The organism is Cobetia sp. BMC6 (genome assembly GCF_029991385.1).
GTDB lineage: Bacteria > Pseudomonadota > Gammaproteobacteria > Pseudomonadales > Halomonadaceae > Cobetia.
The window spans coordinates 22,758-41,164 of the sequence record NZ_JAKUMF010000003.1; the positions used below are offsets into that span (position 1 = coordinate 22,758).

Annotated in this window: 17 protein-coding genes; 8 read left to right on the forward strand and 9 right to left on the reverse strand. The window is 61.1% G+C overall.

Annotated elements, in window-relative coordinates:
* Positions 1 to 77: 77 nt before the first annotated feature.
* A complete protein-coding gene (locus tag MKZ40_RS07525) occupies positions 78 to 1,166 on the reverse strand; it encodes an extracellular solute-binding protein (protein WP_254627134.1) in 1,089 nt (362 codons plus the stop codon).
* A 659-nt stretch (positions 1,167 to 1,825) separates the two neighbouring features.
* Here MKZ40_RS07525 and MKZ40_RS07530 point away from each other — a divergent pair.
* Entirely contained in the window at positions 1,826 to 2,596 is a 771-nt protein-coding gene (locus tag MKZ40_RS07530; protein ID WP_175090104.1) for a UTRA domain-containing protein, read from the forward strand.
* 151 nt (positions 2,597 to 2,747) lie between these two features.
* Here MKZ40_RS07530 and MKZ40_RS07535 read toward each other — a convergent pair whose 3' ends face one another.
* Both MKZ40_RS07535 and MKZ40_RS07540 read right to left on the reverse strand, forming a co-directional pair.
* Complete coding sequence (locus tag MKZ40_RS07535) at positions 2,748 to 3,305, reverse strand: NYN domain-containing protein (RefSeq protein ID WP_175090105.1); 558 nt, start codon at positions 3,303 to 3,305, stop codon at positions 2,748 to 2,750.
* Between the two features lie 205 nt (positions 3,306 to 3,510).
* Positions 3,511 to 3,699 (reverse strand): hypothetical protein, encoded by a 189-nt coding sequence (locus tag MKZ40_RS07540; RefSeq protein ID WP_175090106.1) that lies wholly within the window; start codon positions 3,697 to 3,699, stop codon positions 3,511 to 3,513.
* 331 nt (positions 3,700 to 4,030) lie between these two features.
* On the opposite strand from MKZ40_RS07540, the gene MKZ40_RS07545 reads away from it, so the two are divergent.
* The 3 genes from MKZ40_RS07545 (at position 4,031) to MKZ40_RS07555 (ending at position 6,870) form a co-directional block, all read left to right on the forward strand.
* Positions 4,031 to 5,116 carry an NAD(P)-dependent alcohol dehydrogenase gene (locus tag MKZ40_RS07545; protein WP_052384834.1) on the forward strand — a complete coding sequence of 362 codons (1,086 nt, stop codon included), beginning with the start codon at positions 4,031 to 4,033 and terminating at the stop codon, positions 5,114 to 5,116.
* Between the two features lie 148 nt (positions 5,117 to 5,264).
* Positions 5,265 to 6,128: a PA4780 family RIO1-like protein kinase gene (locus MKZ40_RS07550; protein ID WP_175090107.1), complete on the forward strand. Its 864-nt coding sequence runs from the start codon at positions 5,265 to 5,267 to the stop codon at positions 6,126 to 6,128.
* Positions 6,129 to 6,534: 406 nt separating this feature from the next.
* Positions 6,535 to 6,870 carry a metalloregulator ArsR/SmtB family transcription factor gene (locus MKZ40_RS07555; protein WP_277876256.1) on the forward strand — a complete coding sequence of 112 codons (336 nt, stop codon included), beginning with the start codon at positions 6,535 to 6,537 and terminating at the stop codon, positions 6,868 to 6,870.
* A gap of 89 nt (positions 6,871 to 6,959) precedes the next feature.
* On the opposite strand, the gene MKZ40_RS07560 is transcribed toward MKZ40_RS07555, so the two are convergent.
* From MKZ40_RS07560 to MKZ40_RS07575, 4 genes are all read right to left on the reverse strand, one after another.
* A complete protein-coding gene (locus MKZ40_RS07560) occupies positions 6,960 to 7,460 on the reverse strand; it encodes a DUF1456 family protein (protein WP_153635950.1) in 501 nt (166 codons plus the stop codon).
* 107 nt (positions 7,461 to 7,567) lie between these two features.
* Positions 7,568 to 8,332: a YiiX/YebB-like N1pC/P60 family cysteine hydrolase gene (locus MKZ40_RS07565; RefSeq protein ID WP_153635949.1), complete on the reverse strand. Its 765-nt coding sequence runs from the start codon at positions 8,330 to 8,332 to the stop codon at positions 7,568 to 7,570.
* An 87-nt stretch (positions 8,333 to 8,419) separates the two neighbouring features.
* Positions 8,420 to 9,526, reverse strand: coding sequence for an endonuclease/exonuclease/phosphatase family protein (locus MKZ40_RS07570; RefSeq protein WP_153635948.1), 1,107 nt, complete (start codon positions 9,524 to 9,526; stop codon positions 8,420 to 8,422).
* A 95-nt stretch (positions 9,527 to 9,621) separates the two neighbouring features.
* Entirely contained in the window at positions 9,622 to 10,551 is a 930-nt protein-coding gene (locus MKZ40_RS07575; protein ID WP_153635947.1) for a DMT family transporter, read from the reverse strand.
* Between the two features lie 372 nt (positions 10,552 to 10,923).
* Here MKZ40_RS07575 and MKZ40_RS07580 point away from each other — a divergent pair, with 372 nt between their 5' ends.
* Positions 10,924 to 11,790, forward strand: a complete 867-nt coding sequence (locus tag MKZ40_RS07580) for a cation diffusion facilitator family transporter (protein WP_225346721.1) — start codon at positions 10,924 to 10,926, stop codon at positions 11,788 to 11,790.
* Between the two features lie 230 nt (positions 11,791 to 12,020).
* On the opposite strand, the gene MKZ40_RS07585 is transcribed toward MKZ40_RS07580, so the two are convergent.
* A complete protein-coding gene (locus MKZ40_RS07585; protein ID WP_153635945.1) occupies positions 12,021 to 13,403 on the reverse strand; it encodes an NAD-dependent succinate-semialdehyde dehydrogenase in 1,383 nt (460 codons plus the stop codon).
* 345 nt (positions 13,404 to 13,748) lie between these two features.
* Between MKZ40_RS07585 and MKZ40_RS07590 the strand changes: the two genes are divergently transcribed.
* The 3 genes from MKZ40_RS07590 to MKZ40_RS07600 are packed head-to-tail and all read left to right on the forward strand — an operon-like array spanning position 13,749 to position 14,877.
* Positions 13,749 to 14,189, forward strand: coding sequence for a low molecular weight phosphotyrosine protein phosphatase (locus tag MKZ40_RS07590; RefSeq protein WP_153635944.1), 441 nt, complete (start codon positions 13,749 to 13,751; stop codon positions 14,187 to 14,189).
* Between the two features lie 52 nt (positions 14,190 to 14,241).
* Positions 14,242 to 14,520 carry a hypothetical protein gene (locus tag MKZ40_RS07595; RefSeq protein ID WP_153635943.1) on the forward strand — a complete coding sequence of 93 codons (279 nt, stop codon included), beginning with the start codon at positions 14,242 to 14,244 and terminating at the stop codon, positions 14,518 to 14,520.
* The gene (locus tag MKZ40_RS07600) at positions 14,521 to 14,877 is read left to right on the forward strand and encodes a hypothetical protein (RefSeq protein ID WP_153635942.1); all 357 of its coding nucleotides are present in this window, start codon (positions 14,521 to 14,523) and stop codon (positions 14,875 to 14,877) included.
* 231 nt (positions 14,878 to 15,108) lie between these two features.
* Here MKZ40_RS07600 and MKZ40_RS07605 read toward each other — a convergent pair whose 3' ends face one another.
* Positions 15,109 to 18,390, reverse strand: a complete 3,282-nt coding sequence (locus MKZ40_RS07605) for an EAL domain-containing protein (protein ID WP_172978681.1) — start codon at positions 18,388 to 18,390, stop codon at positions 15,109 to 15,111.
* Positions 18,391 to 18,407: the final 17 nt, after the last annotated feature.

The window sequence follows — 18,407 nt, forward strand, 5'->3', positions numbered from 1 at the left end:
CTCAAGACGGCACCGCAAAGGCGATGCCGTCTGTCAGGATGGTGCGCGCTCTGCTCGCGTGAAGCAGAGGCCGGGGATCACTGCTGGTGGATCAGTACCTGGGACTGCCACTGACGCGGCAGCTGTTTGGCACTGGCTTCCCAGCCCGCGAAGTCCTGAACCGGACGAGCATTGGCGTACTGCTCGTTGGGCAGCAGCTTGGCGGCGATATCCTCAGGCAGGGTGAGGTGCTCGGCGCGGATCGGACGGGCATAGCCCTTGGCCAGATTCAGCTGACCGGCATCGGAGAGGATGTACTCACGGGCCAGCTTGGCGGCATTCGGGTGCGCGGCATGCTTGTTGATGATGGTGGCGTAGCCGGAGGTGACGGAGGCATCAGACGGAATGACGACCTCGAAGGTGTCGCGGTTGATCTGATCGCGATAGTTCAGGGCATTGAAGTCCCACAGCAGGGCGACTTCGACTTCGCCTTTCTCCAGGTTGGCGATGCTCGGCTCTGCCAGTGACAGACGGCCCTGGCGCGCCAGTTCCGCGAAGACTTCCAGGCCCGGTGTCAGGTCGGATTCCTTGCCGCCATTGGCGAAGGCAGCGGCCAGAATGGCGTTGTTGGCCTGGGAGGCCTTGCCCACGGCGCCGACGGACACCTTGTAGTCACCCTCGGCGAGATCTGAGAAGGAGGTCGGGCGCTCATCTTCGCTGACCAGCGTCTTGTTGATCATGAAGGAAATGGTGCCGGTGTAGCCCAGTACCCAGTGGCCATCCTTGTCTTTGGCCCACTCCGGGATCTGATCCCAGGTCGTGGTCTTGTAGGCTTGGGTCACGCCTTGCTGCACCGCGATCGGACCGAAGGCGAAGCCCACGTCACCGATATCGGCGGTGGCGTTCTCACCCTCGGCCTTGAACTTGGCAACTTCCTCGGCGGAGCTCATGTCGGTATCGCTATGCGCGATGGAATACTTCGACTCGAGGTCTGCCCAGGTGTCCTTCCAGTTGGCCCAGCTGTCCGGCATGCCGACGCTATCGACACGGCCTTCGGACTGAGCGGCCTCGAGAAGGTCAGCCGGCATGTCGGCGGCACTGACGGAGGCACTGCCCAACAGGGCGGCCATGCAGGTGGAAACCAGCAGGCCGGTGGAGCGGGATGAGGTAGTGGCAATCGACTTCAAGGAGATTTCCCCAGTAGGTGATGAACAATCGCTGCGCTGAAGGTAAGGCGTGACGGGTATCAGACACTCCATCGACACGCTGAGAGCACGTCCGGGTGCTCAGGTCATTGCTCAGGCCAGTTCTTGGATCATTGATCAGACCAGTGCTCTGCCAAGTGCTCAGGCAAATGCAAGTGCCGAGATAGCCGAAACTGTGTGGTCTAGTTCAGTCCGAAAGACACGATCGACTCTAGCGCTCGCCTGTGACAGTTGCGTGTCGTCAACATGTCGTTGTCATGGCATGGGTGAGGGCTCTGCCTCTGCATCCTTCATACCTTCTCCGTGCCTTCTTCATGCCTTGCCGCGGGCCCCGGTCCTCGCTATCTTCCACAGCCATAAGTCTGCAAAGCAGGGCGTGCAAGACATGAGTCAGCGCGTGATGACTGAGCTGGCGTGGCAGCCAAATCTGCGCTGTCACCGAGTTGTCACGCCAATGCCACTATTCTCCTCATGCGTGTCTCGACAAGCGTGTCTTGAAAAGACGCACTGAGCTTTGCGAGTCATCTGAACTAGACCACAGAAATCGCCTCTCTCTGACCCTTTCCATCCTGGACGCCCTGGATGTCATGCAAGTGACTCGCCAGAAATTGCTGTCTTTCATTATCTTTCAGGAACTTCGCATGCCTTCATCTTCGCTTGAGCCCCAGAGTGACGCTGCTTCATCAGCAACTCCTGACGCGGATGTCCCCGTGGCAGGGCTCAAGGGCAAGCTGCTGAACCATCTTGAGGCAGCGCCGCTACGCGCCTCACAGCGCCTGCCCTCCGAACGCGAGATGATCGAACGCTTTGCCACGACGCGGGTCACCCTGCGCGACACCCTGCTGCAGCTGGAGGCGGAGGGGCGTATCTATCGTGAGAATCGGCGGGGCTGGTTCGTCTCGCCGCCACGACTGCGCTATGACTTGCTGGCGTGCCTGCCATTTCGCGACATGGTCGAGTCACAGCAGCGGGTGGCCAGCACCGAGGTACTGGCGGCAGGAGAGGTCGCTGCCAACGCGGTGATCGCGCGGCGACTGGGGATTGCGGAGGGCTCAGTGGTCTATCGCATCACTCGCGTGCGGCGTATCGACGGGCGGCGCGTGCTGCATGTCTGCCATCACCTGCGACGTGACTGCTTCCCTGACATCCTCGATTTCGATCTCGGAGCCCACTCCCTGACCGACCTCTATCGACGCGAATACGCCATTCGTGTCAGCCGCGTCAGCTTCGAGCTGGCCTCCACGGTGTTCGACGTTGAGGCCGCCGCCGCACTGAACGCCGCGCAAGGCAGCCCCGCGCAGCGCATCACTCGCATCAACTTCGATCAAAATGGCCGCGCGGTGGACTGCGATGATGAACACTGGCGCCACGACGCCATTGAATTGACGTTGAGTGCCGCACCACAGAGCTAGTCGGCAAGTTCGCGGTAAAGCCTGAATGTCTGGCAGGCCGCTAGTGGCCCAGACGAAAACACCCGCACATCCTCTTGATTAGTGGAGGGCGTGCGGGTGTTTCTTGTGCGATGGGCAGGATTCGGACGCGGTTGAGACGCGATCGATCGTATCAGCGCATCAGCAGGCTTTCATCGATTTCGCGGAAGTGATGGGCGCTTTTCATCAGGGCAAGGGCGGTGAGGGCTTCGACGCCATAGACGCGGGTGGTGATGGCGTGGCGGGTGGCGACATGATCCAGCAGCAGGGCGAAGTCGCCATCGCCGGAGGCGAGGATGATTTCATCGACCTCGGGGGCGGCTTCCATCACGTCGATGGTGATGCCGACATCCCAGTCGCCCTTGGCCGAGCCGTCGCCGCGCTGGATGAAGGGCTTGAGTTTGACCGTGAAGCCTATCTCGCGCAGGCGCTGCTGGAATTGCTGCTGCTTGGGGTCGCCACGGTCGATCGCGTAGGCGTAGGCATGCTGGATCGAGCCGAGGCGCTCGAGCTCTGCCCACAGGCGACGATAATCGAACTGCCGGCCGAAGGTATCGCGGGTGGTGTAGTAGATGTTCTGCACATCAATGAAGACGGCCAGGTGTGTGCGTGCCCCATCCGCGTCGCGAGTGCCATGCACGCTGTGCTGGCGGGAGTCGAGGGAGCTGTCGCGCGAAGTAGAGGCTGGCATGGGCGTCGCCGTGGCGGGAGGGGCAAGGGCAGGCAAGAGGTGATTTTCCTCTCCCCAGAAAGATGCCGGCCGCTACCTGATGATGCAGGGCAGCGGCTGGAGGTCTAGCGATGAACAACGCTCTCACCAGTCAGTGACTCGATGGCAGGCGCCAGTTGAGAGAGGCGAGCAGCGCGTTCGGGCACCAAGGCTTGATGGGCAAGCTTCAGCTCTTGGCAGCAGGGTTTGACGGCTTGGTCGGCTTGACGCCAATGACCTGGCCGCTGACACCGGATTCAATCACATCCACCTTGCCACCACGGTCCAAGAAGGCCTGCATCTGAGCTTCAAGCGAGGCTGAGGTTTCGACAGCAGCCGGTGCTTTTTTCTTTGCAGTAGTACGAGTATTCGCCATGCGGGACTCCGTTCCAAGACGTGAGGGGTGAAGGTGCAGGATAACACAGTGGCAACTTTGCTGCTTGATGGCGTCAATTTGGAATCAGAAGCCTGATGTTTCGCGCCGCTTTCTCTTGTGTCTGCAAGTCTCGCGCAGCTTGGTGGGTCGCTGTTGCGATCTGACCAACACAGTGATGCAGGGCAGCCAAGCCATTGAAAAGTCGGGCTGTCGGCAAGAGGTACTTGGGCATGATCGCGATTGCCGCATGGCATGCGAATCCCTTTCACGGGCGCTGAATCATCTTTGATGGTCACGCCAACCGACGCTCAGCCAAGCAAGGAGAGACTCCATGACTAGCCCTTCCAACGGTGATTTTGACGGCCAGACTCGCGCTTATGCCGTGGCATCCGAAACGGCAGACCTGGCGCCCTGGAACTTCGAGCGTCGCCAGCCGCGTCCGGACGATGTGGCCATCGAGATTCTCTACTGCGGTGTCTGTCACTCGGATCTGCACGTCGGCCGCAATGACTGGGGCTTTTCTCAGTATCCGCTGGTCCCGGGGCACGAGATCGTGGGGCGGGTGACCCAGGTTGGCAATGACGTCAGTCAGTACAAGGTGGGCGACATGGTCGGCGTTGGCTGCATGGTGGATTCCTGCCGCGAATGCAGCGCCTGTCAGAAGGGGCTCGAGCAATACTGCCTCGACGGCATGACCATGACCTACGGCAGCCCGGACCGTCACGACGGCAGCCTCACCCAGGGCGGCTATTCCGACAAGATCGTCGTCAGCGAACGCTTCGTGGTCTCCATCCCGGACAAGCTCGACCCGGCTGTGGCAGCGCCGCTGCTGTGCGCGGGTGTCACGACCTATTCGCCGCTGCGTCACTATGGCGTGAAGTCCGGCGACAAGGTCGGGGTGATCGGTATGGGCGGCCTGGGCCATATGGGCATCAAGTTCGCCAAGGCGATGGGCTGTGAAGTGACGCTCTTCACCCGCAGCGAGAGCAAGGTCGAGGAAGCGCGCGAAAATGGTGTCGATCATGTGATCGTCTCGACGGATGACGAGCAGATGGCGGCCGCCACCGAAACCTTCGATTTCCTGCTCGACACGGTGCCGGTGCCGCATGACCTCAACCCTTACCTCAATACCCTGAAGTACGACGGCACGCATATCCTCGTCGGCCTGGTGCAGGAAGTGGACCCGGCGCTGCAGGGTGGCAATCTGGTGATGAAGCGTCGCGTGCTGGCCGGCTCGCTGATCGGCGGCATGCCCGAGACCCAGGAAGTGCTCGACTACTGCGCCGAGCACGACATTGGCTGCGATATCGAGATGATCGACATCGACACCATCAATGATGCCTGGAAGCGCATGCAGGAAGGCAAGGTCAAGTATCGTTTCGTGATTGACATGCAGAGCCTCAAGAACGCCCAATAAGCGCTGACGCTGCTGCCGATCAGGCAGTCTGTCAGTGAATGCTGAACCCCCCGCCAATGACGCATTGGCGGGGGTTTTGTCGTAAGGTATGTCACAAAATTGCTACAGGGTGATTCCCGATGTATCGCAAAACGCGTATAAGAACGCGATGAAAACGCCAAAGAGAATCCAGCCGCTCATAGATGACGGCCTGGTCGATGAAGTGCTTCGCCCCTTGATGAGTGGCAAGGAAGCCTCGGTCTACGTCGTGCGCTGCGGAGACGAGATCCGCTGTGCCAAGGTCTACAAGGATGCTGCCCAGCGCAGCTTCAAGCAGGCCGTGCTCTATCAGGAAGGCCGCAAGGTGCGCAACAGTCGCCGTCAGCGGGCGATGGAGAAGGGCTCCGGCTTCGGACGCAACCAGCAGGAAGCCGCCTGGCAGAATGCCGAGGTCGATGCGCTGTATCGTCTGGCCGATGCCGGTGTGCGCGTGCCGCAACCGTTCGGCTGCTTCGATGGCGTGCTGCTGATGGAGCTGGTCACCGATGACGACGGCAATGTGGCGCCGCGCCTGAATGATGTCTCGATGTCCGCCGAGCAGGCGCGGGAAGACCATGCGCTGATGATGCAGTACATCGTGCGCATGCTGCATGCCGGCCTGGTGCATGGCGACCTGTCCGAGTTCAACGTGCTGGTCGATGACTATGGCCCAGTGATCATTGATCTGCCGCAGGCGGTCGATGCTGCGGCCAACAATAATGCCAAGAGCATGTTGGCGCGTGATGTCGCCAATATCACCGCCTACTACGCGATGTTCGCGCCTGAACTGGCACAGACACGCTACGCCGATGAGATCTGGGCATTGTTTGAGGCCGGTGATATGGACCCGGATGTCGAGCTGACGGGCCTTTATGAGGACGACGCCGAAGCGCCGGACGTGGATGCGCTGCTCGAGAACATCATGGCGGCCATGGAAGAAGAGCAGGAGCGCAAGGCGCGCCAGAAGAGCGCCGAAGAGGGCGATGATGACTAGCGAGAGTTGCTAGCCGCTAGCTGCTGACCGGATCTCGGGTTGTTGCAGGCAGCTCTTGGAAAGAGCTCTCGAGTGGCGAGCAAATGGTGCCTCGCAACAGCATGTGCTGCTGGACCCTCTTGCACGCGCGGGAGGGGGGCGATGATTCAGGCTTGGCAAGCGATTCGATCGCTACCGGTCGCAACCCTTCGATACCGCCATCGCGAGGTGTCAAAAGGCGACGCAGCAATGCCGCCAGTGGGATGACCAGACCGATGAGCTGGCTTGCAGGGATATCGAAGGCCCGTGCAATGAGGCTACTGCCGTGTCCTGTGGGCGCGCCTTGAACGAAATTCGCACTCGCTTGCAGCTGTGGTTGGCGGCACGCTCACATCATTTAATCAGGTGGAATTCTGCATTGTCTCTTCTGACCCCCACACGTCTTTTCAAATGCCTCAGCGACGATACACGCCTTGTGCTGATGTTGCTTGTCCATGCAGAAGGCGAGCTTTGCGTATGCGAGATGACCTACGTGTTGCAGGAGTCGCAGCCCAAGGTGTCACGCCATCTGGCCCAGTTGCGCAATTGCGGTCTGCTGCTGGATCGCCGTCAGGGGCAATGGGTCTATTATCGTCTGATGCCTGACCTTCCGTCTTGGGTATTGCCGGTGCTGGTCGCGGCTGCGGAAGGGAGCAAGCACCGCATGGCGCCGTTGCTGGCGCGCCTGGCCACCATGGATGGGCGTCCCAACCGCGAATGCTGAGCTGCCGCTGGTGCCTCCATTGCCGTCATACAACAACGCCGCCCCGGAATCCGGGGCGGCGTTGTTGTTGAGAGCATATCAATGCCTGATCAGGCCGGATCGACGGCGTGCTGCTCGGTCTCGGGGTCATGGCGACGATGGTGCAGTTCGATGCCCTTGAGCAGATTGCGCAGGATCTGGTCCTTGCACTCGCGGTAGTGGCGATGGTCGGGCTTGCGGAAGAAGGCAGACAGCTCGGACTTGGTGATCAGCTCGAAACCGGCCAGTGCCAGCAGCTCTAGCATGTCGTCATCCTTGAGCTCGAAGGCAATCTTGAGCTTGCGCAGAATCACGTTGTTGTCGAGACGCTTTTCAGGCGCCGGCTGGGCGCCTTCGCGCTTGCCACGACGCACGTTGATCAGGCCATTGAGGAACCTGGCCAGGTCGATGTCCTTGATGCGCTGCTGAGCCTCATCATCATCGCGCTTGAGCCAATCGCTGATCTGGGCGCGTGAGACCTCGTGGTCCGCGGCAGCGAAGGTGTTGATCATGTCGGTGTCGGAGAGATTCAGCGCGTAGCGCAGGCGACGGATGATGTCGTTATTGGTCACGGGCGTGGTTCCGGTCGTGAAGAGTGTCAGAGGGCAGCAGGCGGCACAGGAGAGCTGATGCACAGGTGCCGGCCAGCAAGGCCGCGGATGGCGCGCAGCATACCAGATCAGGCGGGCGGTTCGCTCCACTGCAGGCGATGGGGATCGAATCCGGCGCATAGGGTCGGCTTGATGATGTCGAAGTAGGGCGAGATATCGAAGTCGCAGGGCGCAAACAGGCTGTGATGGCGGATATGCAGTAACTCCTCATAGCAGTGCAGGCATGCCGGGTCGCTGGAGGGCAGGACGTCACTGTCTGGCAGGATGGGGTAGCGCACGGCCTGGAAGGCCTCGGCGATCAGCGATGAGCAGATCGCGCGGGTCGGGTCGCCGCTGCCCAGTGCCAGCATGCGGCGCCGATAGCGGCTTGGCACCGGCGGCGTACGAATCAGATAGCGAGCCAGATCGACGATGTTGCGCAGGTCATATTGATGGCCCAGGCGCGCCTCGGCGTGGGCGATCAATGCGCTGATCTCCTCCTCCGTGAGTCCGACTGGGCGGCAGATACGCGTGTGCTGATGCCAGTAATGGTTGAGGGGTACGCGGCGCACCCCAGCGGTAACGTCCGCTTCCAGCAGGCAGTCGCCCCTGACCGGGTGACCTCTGCTGTCCAGTGGCGTGCGCACGCAGAGCGCAGCGTGAGACCAGGTCGACTGGGTGAGGTAGCGAATGGCGGTGCTGATACGCGAGGAGCCCTCGACCAGCAGGACATCGCCGCGCCGCAGGGTGGCAGCCAGCTTTTCCGGTGATGACGTGGAGCGATGCGCCGGCAGCTTGCCCGGCGCCGTAAGATGACGCGCCAGCCGCGTGCCCAGCCAGTCCAGTCCTCGCATGCCTGCCTCCCGTATGGCTCAACCCTCATCAGCCAGTCTGAGACCTTTTGGAGAATTCAGCCAAATGCCACCTCAGGCATGTCGTGCTCAGTGCCCCGGCTTCGGCACGTCCTGCTGGCTGACATTCTCATCGTTGGCGGTCTCGCTGGCCTCGGCCTGGTCGTCGGCGTCCGGCTCCGGGGCATCGAGCGTCTCGCCGGTGTCCTGGGCAGGTGTCAGTGCCAGTTCGGTGAGCAGCGGGAAGTGATCGGAGCCGAAGGCTTCCATGCGCGCCACGCGCACCACACTGAAGTGCTCGCTATGGAAGAGGTGATCCAGCGGCCAGCGCAGCAGGGGAATGTTGGCGTGGAAGGTATTGAACATGCCACGGCCGACGCGGGGGTCCAGTAGGCCGGACAGCTTGCGGAACAGGCGCGTGGTGCGAGACCAGGCCACGTCGTTGAGGTCACCGGTCACGATCACCGGCTGCTGGCTGTCGGCGACGCTGCGCGCCACGATGATCAGTTCGGCATCCCGCTCGGATGACTCGTCATTCTCGGTCGGGCTGGGCGGCGCCGGATGCAGGAAGTGCACTCGCACGCGGTCACCGCTGGCCAGTTCCAGTTGCGCATGCATCGACGGCACATCCTCTTCGACCAGGAAGTCGATGCTGGCGTCATGCAGTGGCAGGCGCGAATAGACATGCATGCCGTAGAGGTTGTCCAGCGGGCATTTGAGGGTATGCGTATAGCCGTATTGCTCGCTATCCGCCTCGAGCACGTCGAGTCGCTGCTGCCACCAGTCATCGGATTCCAGCGTCACCAGCACGTCGGGCTGTTCGCGTTCGATGATGGCCAGCAGCTTGTCACTGTCGTGGTTGCTGGTCAGGACGTTGGCGGTGAGCAGACGGACCTGGCGCTGCCGGTCATGCTGTCTGGTGCGCGCGGACTCGCAGGGAAAGAGGCGGGTATAGGGCACGATCCAGTGTGCCTGATAGACAAGACCGGCCACGGCGATCACGGCCAGTGACACCCTGAGCCCGAAGGCAAGCTCGGACACCGCGAGGTCGGCGATCAACAACATCGCCCACAATGCGGCCAGCTGCAGACGGGGGAAATCCATGATGCGTACCGACCAATGGCGAATACGCGTCAGTGGCAGCAGGGTGAAGGCTGCCATCAGCAGCGTCAGTACGCCGAGTAGCGTGGGGATCATGGTGGCTCCGGTGGCAGAGAATGGGGCGGGAAGTCGAACGCTCAAGCGTCAGACATGGTGGCGACATGCTTGACACTCAAGTCAGGACGCTTTTCTCACGAGGCAGCCCGCCGCTGACGGCACAGGCGTGAGATCCATTGCCAGCGATTGATCAACAGGGCGGTGAAGATGAGGCCGCAGCCGGTCATCTGGATCAGGGTCATGCGCTCACCGAACCAGGCGGCCGACATCAGGGCGGCCCAGACCGCTTCCAGCATCAGGATGACCGAGGCGTGGCTGGGCGTGGTCAGGCCCTGTGCGTAGATCTGCAGGAAGAAACGCAGCGTGCTGGCGATCAGGGTACTGGCCAGGAACCAGCTCAGGATGTCGAGACTGATGCCGGCGGGCCAGCTCTCGCTGAGCGCCGAGAGTATCAGGCAGGTGACGCCGGTGGTCATCAGCTGGATGGCCGTCAGCGGCAGAGCCGGGATATTGCGCACCAGGCGTGAATTGAAGTTGAACACCAGTGCGAACAGGCAGGCGGCGCCGAAGATGAGCCACTGGGCGGGCTCGATGGTGAAGCCATCGGTCGCGCCGGGCTGGCCCATGCCGAGCAGGGCGAAACCGAGCAGGGCGGTGGGCAGTGCGATCCAGGTGCTCATCGGCGGCCTGTCCTTGAACAACAGTCGCGCGAGTACCGGCACCATCAGGATGCCGAAGCTGTTGATGAAGGCGATCACGCCCAGTTGATCAGATAGTGCGACCCCTAGCGACCAGCAGGCCATGGCACCCCCGAACAGGACACCGACGCCGCTTGCGCGCAGCTTGCGCGCGGTGGACAGTTGGCCCAGTGAGCGCGCATCGAAGATGGCCAGAATGAGCCCCGCAAGCAGGAAGCGACTGCCGATGAACAGCAGAGGGGGCATGCCGGCCATCGCCTCCTTGGAGAAGATCCAGCCTGCGGCGGCGATGATGGTGACCAGCAGGAGCAGCAGATCGGCCTTGAAAGGCGAGCGGGAGGGGGTCGTCTCGGAGGAGAGGCTCATGGGGAGGGCGGGAATCCTTTATTCGTTGCTTCGCAAGTGATAACTATCCTATCAAGCTGGTGAAGTGGCTGCTGGCCTTTATCGGAACGCGAAAATCCGCCAATGCGTCTTGAAAGCCGCGCGACTTTCGACGTTACGCTGCGCATCATGCAGACACGTTTCTTTTTTCATTAGATGGCCGGAGGTTGAATGGCATCGACACCACAAGATGAGGTTCGCGATCCCTCGCATGAGTCTTCCGGGCAGCACGCACACGATCATTCTCATGGCTCCGACCCTTCAGGCAGGCACTCACATGAGCATTCACACGGGCATTCGCACAGCCACTCACATGATCATTCACACGGGCACCAGCATGATCATGCGCCTGAGGTGACCGCCGACAGCGAGCGACGCGTCAAGCTGGCCATGTATCTGACGGGCGGCTTCATGCTGGCGGAGGTGGTCGGCGGGCTGGTCGCGGGCTCACTGGCCCTCTTGGCGGATGCCGGGCACATGCTCAGTGATACCGTGTCGCTGGCATTGGCCTGGGGCGCGTTTCGCCTCGGGCATCGGGCGGCGACCCGCAAGCTGACCTTCGGCTATGCACGCTTTCAGGTGCTGGCCGCGTTCGTCAATGGCCTGACCCTGCTGGTGATCGGGGCGGCGATCGTGGTGGCCGCCATCAAGCGGCTCTGGCTGCCCTCCGAAGTACTGGCGGGGCCGATGCTGGCGATCGCCGTGCTCGGACTTGTCGTCAATATCGCGGCATTTCGTATCCTGCATCAAGGCGATCAGGACAACCTCAATCTACGCGGCGCGGTACTGCACGTGATGGGGGACCTGCTCGGCTCGGTGGCGGCCATCGTCGCCTCGCTGATCATCATGACCACCGGCTGGAATCAGGCTGACCCGCTGTTGTCAGTGCTCGCGGCGGTGCTGATATTGCGCGGTGCCTGGTCGTTGGTGAAGCGTTCGGCGCACACCTTGCTGGAAGGCACGCCGGAGCAGCTCGATCACGCCGATATCCAGGCAGGCGTTCTGGCGCTTGAGGGCGTGGAGAGCGTACATGACCTGCATCTCTGGGGGCTGACGCCTCAGTCGCCGATTGCCAGCCTGCATGTCGTCGTGGCCGCCACCAGCGTACCCGGCGATGTGCTGGAGCGCGTCCAGGCCTATCTGCGCGACGGCCATGACATCTCGCATGTCACAGTTCAGCTGGAAGGCGAGGCATGCCTGCAGGGCTGCGTGACGCGCTGATGTGATGTGTGCGATCAGCGCGCTGGTTGAGGGAGGGGGATCTCGCAAGGCAAAGCATGCGAATCCCTGACGCAAAACGCCCCGCTGAGAAGCGGGGCGTTGTTCGTTGCCGCGAATGGTCTGGAGTGAATCATCCGCTGCAGTCTCTTCAGTTGTTCAGTCTCTTCATCTGTTCAGCGTCGCTGGCGTCACGTTACGCCTTGACGTGCAACGTCCCAGTGCTCAACGGCTCAGTGCTCAGCGACATAGACGGTGCGGATATTCATGAAGGCACCGAAGCCATATTCGCTCTGCTCACGACCATAGCCACTGCCTTTGACGCCACCGAAGGGCAGCTGGGCGAAGGGCGTGGTCGGGCGATTGACGAAGCTCATGCCGGCCTGCAGCTGACGAGAGACGCGTTCACCCCGTTCGTCGTCTTTGGCCACCACGGTGCTGCCCAGGCCATAGGGGCAGTCGTTGGCAAGCTCGATGGCATGCGCTTCGTTGTCCGCAACCACCACTGAAGCGACCGGACCGAACAGTTCTTCATTGAAGGCCGGATTGCCTTGGGTGACATTGGTCAGCACGGTCGGCGGATACCAAGCACCGTCGCGATCCGGAATCTCACCACCGCACTCAAGCTTGGCGCCTGCCTTGATGGCGCGCTGGACCTGGTCATGCAGGTCATCGCGCAGGTCCTTGCGAGACATCGGGCCGATATCGACCCCTTCGCTCATCGGGTCGTCCATGCGCATGTCCTTGACCTTCTCGATTAGACGCTTGGAGAAGTCCTCGGCGAGGGACTTGTCGACGATCAGGCGCTTGGACGCGGCGCAGCTCTGGCCTGTGTTGTCGAAACGCCCGGCGATGGCGAGATCCACCGCACGCTCGATGTCGGCATCATCCAGCACGATCAGCGGATCGATACCGCCCAGCTCCAGCACGCTTGGCTTGAGCGCCGCGCCTGTCTGCTCGGCGACCTTGCGACCTGCCTCTTCACTGCCGGTCAGGGTGACGCCCTGCACGACAGGGTCATTGATGATGTCTTCGATCATCTCCGAACCCACCGGCAACCAGGTGAAGATACCCTCTTCAAAGTCGGCCTTGTGGAACAGCTGGGTGATCAGATCGGCGCAGCCCGGGACATTGGAGGCGTGCTTCATCAGGCAGACATTGCCGCCCGCCAGGGCCGGAGCCGCGAAACGGATTACCTGATAGAGCGGATAGTTCCACGGCATCACGCCGAGGACGGCGCCGATGGGGTCCTTGACGATCTTGGCACGCACGGCACCATCGACATCACGCTGCTCGGTTTCCATCAGCTTGGGCAGATTGTCGGCATAGAAGCGCGCGATGCTGGAGGAAATCTGCGTCTCGCTGATGCCCTGATCATAGGGCTTGCCCATCTCATGGGCGATCTGCGTGGCGATTTCCTTCTGATGCTCATCGATCAGGTCCGCCAGAACGGTGAGGCGCTGCGCACGATCCTGCACGGTGGTCTGGCTGAAGCTCGAGTACGCCTTACGCGTCTGCTCCAGTTTCTGCTGAACCTCTTCCTTGCTCAGCGTGGCGTATTCCTTGAGAACCTTGTCATTGGCCGGGTTGGATGCGGTCAGTGTCTTGTTGCTCATCTTGCCTCCCTAGTGGGTGCTGGTTCAGCAAGTGACTGAATGGGGATCGCGAGGGATCGAGATCGGCCCTTGAGGCAGTCACTCCATTGGCTACACATCAGGACTTGGCGATATTGCCTGAGGTCTTCAAGGGGCAGGGGCTATTGCGTCGGGTCACCTCAGTGTTGCCATATGAGCACGCTGCTGGCCCTTGAAACGCCACAGGTTGCGTCAATCGCGCCTCGCAAGCCTGCCGCGCTGGCTGCCAGCATGCGACAATGAACATTTGGTGCCGGGCGCGGGAAAGCGTCTCCAGTGCCGGGCCATCGACATGAGTGCAAGCGTCACAAGGAAGAGGAAGTCAGCGTGTTCAACAATATTCTGGTGGTGTGTACCGGCAATATCTGTCGCAGTCCGGTCGGCGAGTCACTGTTGAAACAGGCGTTGCCTGGCAAGATAGTGCACTCGGCGGGCGTGGGCGCATTGGTCGATCACCCGGTCGAGCCCACGGCAGCACGCTTCGCCGTCGAGTCGGGGCTCAAGGTAGGTGAGCATCGTGCGCGCCAGGTGTCGGTCGAGATGCTGACGGCTGCAGACCTGATTCTGGTCATGAGCGATGGCCATCGTCGCGCCATCAACCAGATGGCGCCGCAGGTCAGTGGCAAGACGATGCTGTTCGGTCGCTGGCTGGCTGGCGGCCAGGGAGAAGAGATCCCTGATCCCTATCGTAAGAGCGAAGAGGCCTTCCGCCATGCGCACCAGAAGCTGGTGGAAGCGGCTGCGCTATGGGTCAAGAAACTGATGTAATCAATATTCTGTTTTTAAAAATATTTTATGGATTTTCCCCGCCGAGCATCGCGTGGAGCAGCTGGGCTGGTGTCGCTCCGCCAGTGGTCTGGATCGCAGGCTGCTGCAGGATAGCCCAGTGGTGCAGGCCGATCTTGACGTGCAGCGCCAACGGGTCAGCGCGCTGCAAGCCGAGCAGGCGACCGGTCAGCCGGAGGCGGCATTCGCCGGCAAGGTGAACTCACTCAATCCTGCCTTGAGAGAAGGGGGCTGGGTCGGTGAGGGGGAGTGGGTGATGACGTTGTGCAATCCCTGGCAGCTAACCCTGACGACCTGGGTGGAAGAGGAATAGGTGCTGCGTGTCGATGAAGGTGCCACTGCCTGGTTCTATCCGCTGGCGCCGGTAGGCAAGCCGCTGGAAATGCGCGTGGTCAGCGTCGAACCTCAGGCAGTGGCAGTGCTTGAGCAGCCGGAAATGGCCGCGCCCTACGGAGGGGAGTTGAAGGTTCGCGAGGGCGAGGAAGGGCAGCTGGAACTGATGCGCAGCCTCTATCGGGTCACGCTTGAGCCAGTGGACTTCTCACAGGCGCTGACACTCTCGATGCCTGACCGGCGCGGCATGGTCAACGTCGAGACTGAGCCGCGCAGCCTGTTGAGCCGAACCTGGCGTGAAGTGGTGGGGGTCTGGCGTCGCGAAATCGGTTTCTGATACCGCTATCTTTTCTACATACTGCATTATGGAATTGAGCGCAGAAGCCCAGCCTTCGAGTGGCGTTTGCCGCTCAGAAGCTGGGCTTCTCTGGTCTGGCTCTGGAGAGCGGACTTGTGGAGGCAGGGCTTTTGAGGACAGGGCTTATGGAGAGCGCTGTTAGAAAGAGGGCTTTGTGTGGTATTGAGGAGATACCGCGCTCTACTCTATGGCGCGCTCCACCTTGAATCGTCAAGACCCTGATTTAGCCGCTTTAGGAGCAATAGGCTGCGCCACTCGAGCGTCATTGACCCGTGAGATCGGGCTGGAGTCCGTGCCGCCGGTATGTCCTTTGCCGTGGCCGTCATCGGTATTGGAGTAGATGGCGATTGTCTCGAGTGGCTCTGGCATGCCCAGCGCATAGCCCTGCACATAGTCGGCACCGATGGTGGCGACGGAGGCGAGCACTTGCGCACTCCCCACGAATTCCGCCACGGTCTTCATGCCCATCTCACGCGCGACCTCGGCAATGGCGCGGGCGATGGAGTAGGAGACGCGGTTGGTGTCCATGTCGCGAATGAAGGCGCCATCGATCTTCAGGAAGTCGACGGGCAGGTTTTTCAGGTAGCCGAAGGACGACACGCCACTCCCGAAGTCATCCAGCGCGAAGGAGCAGCCGAGTGCGCCGAGTGCCTCGAAGAAGGCGCGAGCGTCGCCCAGCCGCGTGATGGCGACGGACTCGGTGATCTCGAAACACAGCTTGTCACCCGGGATGCCGCTGTCGCGGACCATGGTGACCAGCAGGTCACGGAAGCTCGGGCTGCTGATGGAGTGCCCAGAGAGATTGAGAGACACCATGGTCAGTCGCTGGGCATGCGCAGGGTGCGCTGCCAGCCAGCTCAGATATTGGCGAATGACATGTTCATCGATGGCGGCTGACAGGCCATAACGCTCCGCCGCAGGCAGGAAGGCGCCCGGCGCAATGATGGTGCCGTCCCGGCCTTTCAAGCGCACCAGCACTTCGTAGTGTAGTTCGCAGTTCAGCTCGCAGTGCGGGTCGTTGCCAAGCTCTGAGTTGTCAGCTTGTGCAGTGGCGAGAGTGCTGACAATCGGCTGTTGGTAAAGCACCAGGCGCTGTTCTTCGATGGCCGCGGTGATTTCTGTCAGCCAGTGCATTTCCTGCATGCGCCGAGCTACCTCGTCACCAGATTCACTGTGGCGATGAATGCGGTTACGCCCGGCATCTTTGGCTTCATAACAGGCAGCATCGGCGGCACTCAGCAGTTGGTGCGGGTCGTTGTGATTGCTGTCGATGCTCACCAGGCCAATGCTGGTACTGATGGTGAACAGCTTGTCTTCCCACATGAATCGGAAGTTGGTGACGGACTGACGCATCTCTTCGAGCAGTGCCTCGGCGGTGTCCAGCGACATGTTGGGCATCAGCAAACCGAATTCATCCCCTCCCAAGCGCGCGAGACGGTCCGGCTTGCGCAAGCCGGCGGCAATCACGTCGACCAGCTGGATCAATAGCGCATCGCCGGCCGAGTGGCCACAGGTGTCATTGACCACCTTGAACTGGTCCAGATCGATGTAGGCGAGACAATGCAGTGCGCGAGTGGCGCGTGCATCATCGCAGAGTGTCGTCAGTTCACGTTTGAAGGCGCCGCGATTGAGCAATCCCGTCAGGCTGTCGTGGTTGGCCTCGTGGGCCATGCGCTGCGACATGGTGTGATTGAGCGTATTGTCGATCAGCGCCAGCAGCGTATAGCCCTCCTGGTCTGGCGTCGCCTCAACCGCAGAAACACTGATCTCGGCATGCACCGAGTTGCCGGAGGCGTGGATGAAGCGGCATTGCTGGGTAAAGAAGTCCTTGCGCTGCTCGATCAGAGCCTGATGTTGCTGCAGGAAGCTTTCCAGGTCCTCCGGCTCGATCAGTTCGCGAATGACACTCTGGGACAAGGTGGCGGCGGTGTAGCCCAGGATGCTCTCGAGTCGTTGGTTGACGCGCAACAGCTGGCCACTGGTGCTCAGGTGCGCCATGCCGACAGCAGAGTGCTCGAAGGTGGCGCGGTAGCGTCGTTCGTTGGCCCGCAGGCGCTTCTGAGAGGCTTGTTGCTCGAATTCGGTCATGAGCTGTGAGACGTGATCCGCCACGGAGGCAAGAAACGCCCGCTCATCATCTGCCCATTCGCGCGGGGCATTGCTTTCTGTACAGCAGATGACGGCCACCACCTGACCTGCCACACGGATCGGGCTGTCGATGATGGCCTTAACGCTGCAGCGGAAGGTCCCATCAAACAGCAACTCCTGATTGGCCTTGGTCACATCGGACAACGCGAGAGCACGCCCGGCATCCAGGGCTTCGAAATAGACCCGGTTCTGGGTGCGGGTAAGGCGAGTGGGGACTGTGCTATGCGTCGCATCGTGCGGCGGGGGGATCCACGCATCATGGACATGGGCAAGCGACAGGCAGTCGCGGTCTTCATTCATGTACCAGAAGCTGACCTTGCGTATCTGCAGGCCCTTGGCGATTTGCTCACATAGCCACGGCAGCAGGCCATCCAGTTGCGTGCTGTCATCGTGGCGGGTGTTGCCGAGCTCGATCAAGGCCGCCTGTTGGCGTTCATAGCGGCGCAGCTTGTCAGCCTGGGCCTCCTTGGCCAGATGCTGCTGATGGATGTCCAGTAATGAGCCAATGAAGCGGTAGGGCTCGCCGTCTCTGACCTCGAATTGAGCGCGTAGCTCAAACCAGCGATGGTCTCCCTGCTGAGTGCGAATCAGCAGCTCGCAATTGAAAGGCGTTCCGCTCAGTCGCTTGGCGTTGACCAAGGCCTTGAAGTCGTCACGCATGTCGGGTGCGACTCTCTCATGCAATGCTTCGAGCCCGGTGTCGAGTGTTCCGGCTTCATACCCCAATTGGTTTTCCAGGCGGGTAGAGATGGTCAGTCTCTCGTTGCCTGTTTTCCATTCGATGATGCCATCGGAGATGCTGCGCAATATCCAGCTGGCGCGCGACTGACTGTCTGCGAACTCTGCATTGAGGTAGCTTTGATTGACTTGGCGTTTCAGCGCCTCGGTCGCCAGGGTCGCGAGCTTGTCCAACCGGATGAGGACTTCCGGGCTGGGCAACTGTTGACGCGGTGCAGTGTCCGCCAGGCTCATGCAGCCGATTATCTCGCCATTGTCTGCCTTGAGGGGCAAGCCGATGTAATAACGAATGCCGTCGGCAAGGACCGAACTGCAACCGGCGAATTCGGGTTGTCGACGGGCGTCACACGTGATGAGAGGACTGGCTTGCAGTACCGCCACGCCACACAGCGCATTGCTAATAAGGACGGACTCATGCGCGTTGTCATTCAGACTCAACCAGCGCTTGAGCTGCTCGCCGTCACGCAGGTTGATCATCCCCATAGGAGCGCCAGCAAGGTCCGCAGCCAGCTCAAGAATCATCAGGGCCTGATGATCCTCTTCATGCCGCAATGTCTTGATCCAATTGGGAATAACGGAAGTATCAAGCCCGAGAGAGTCTGGCATCGTGTCGCAGCCTTCCC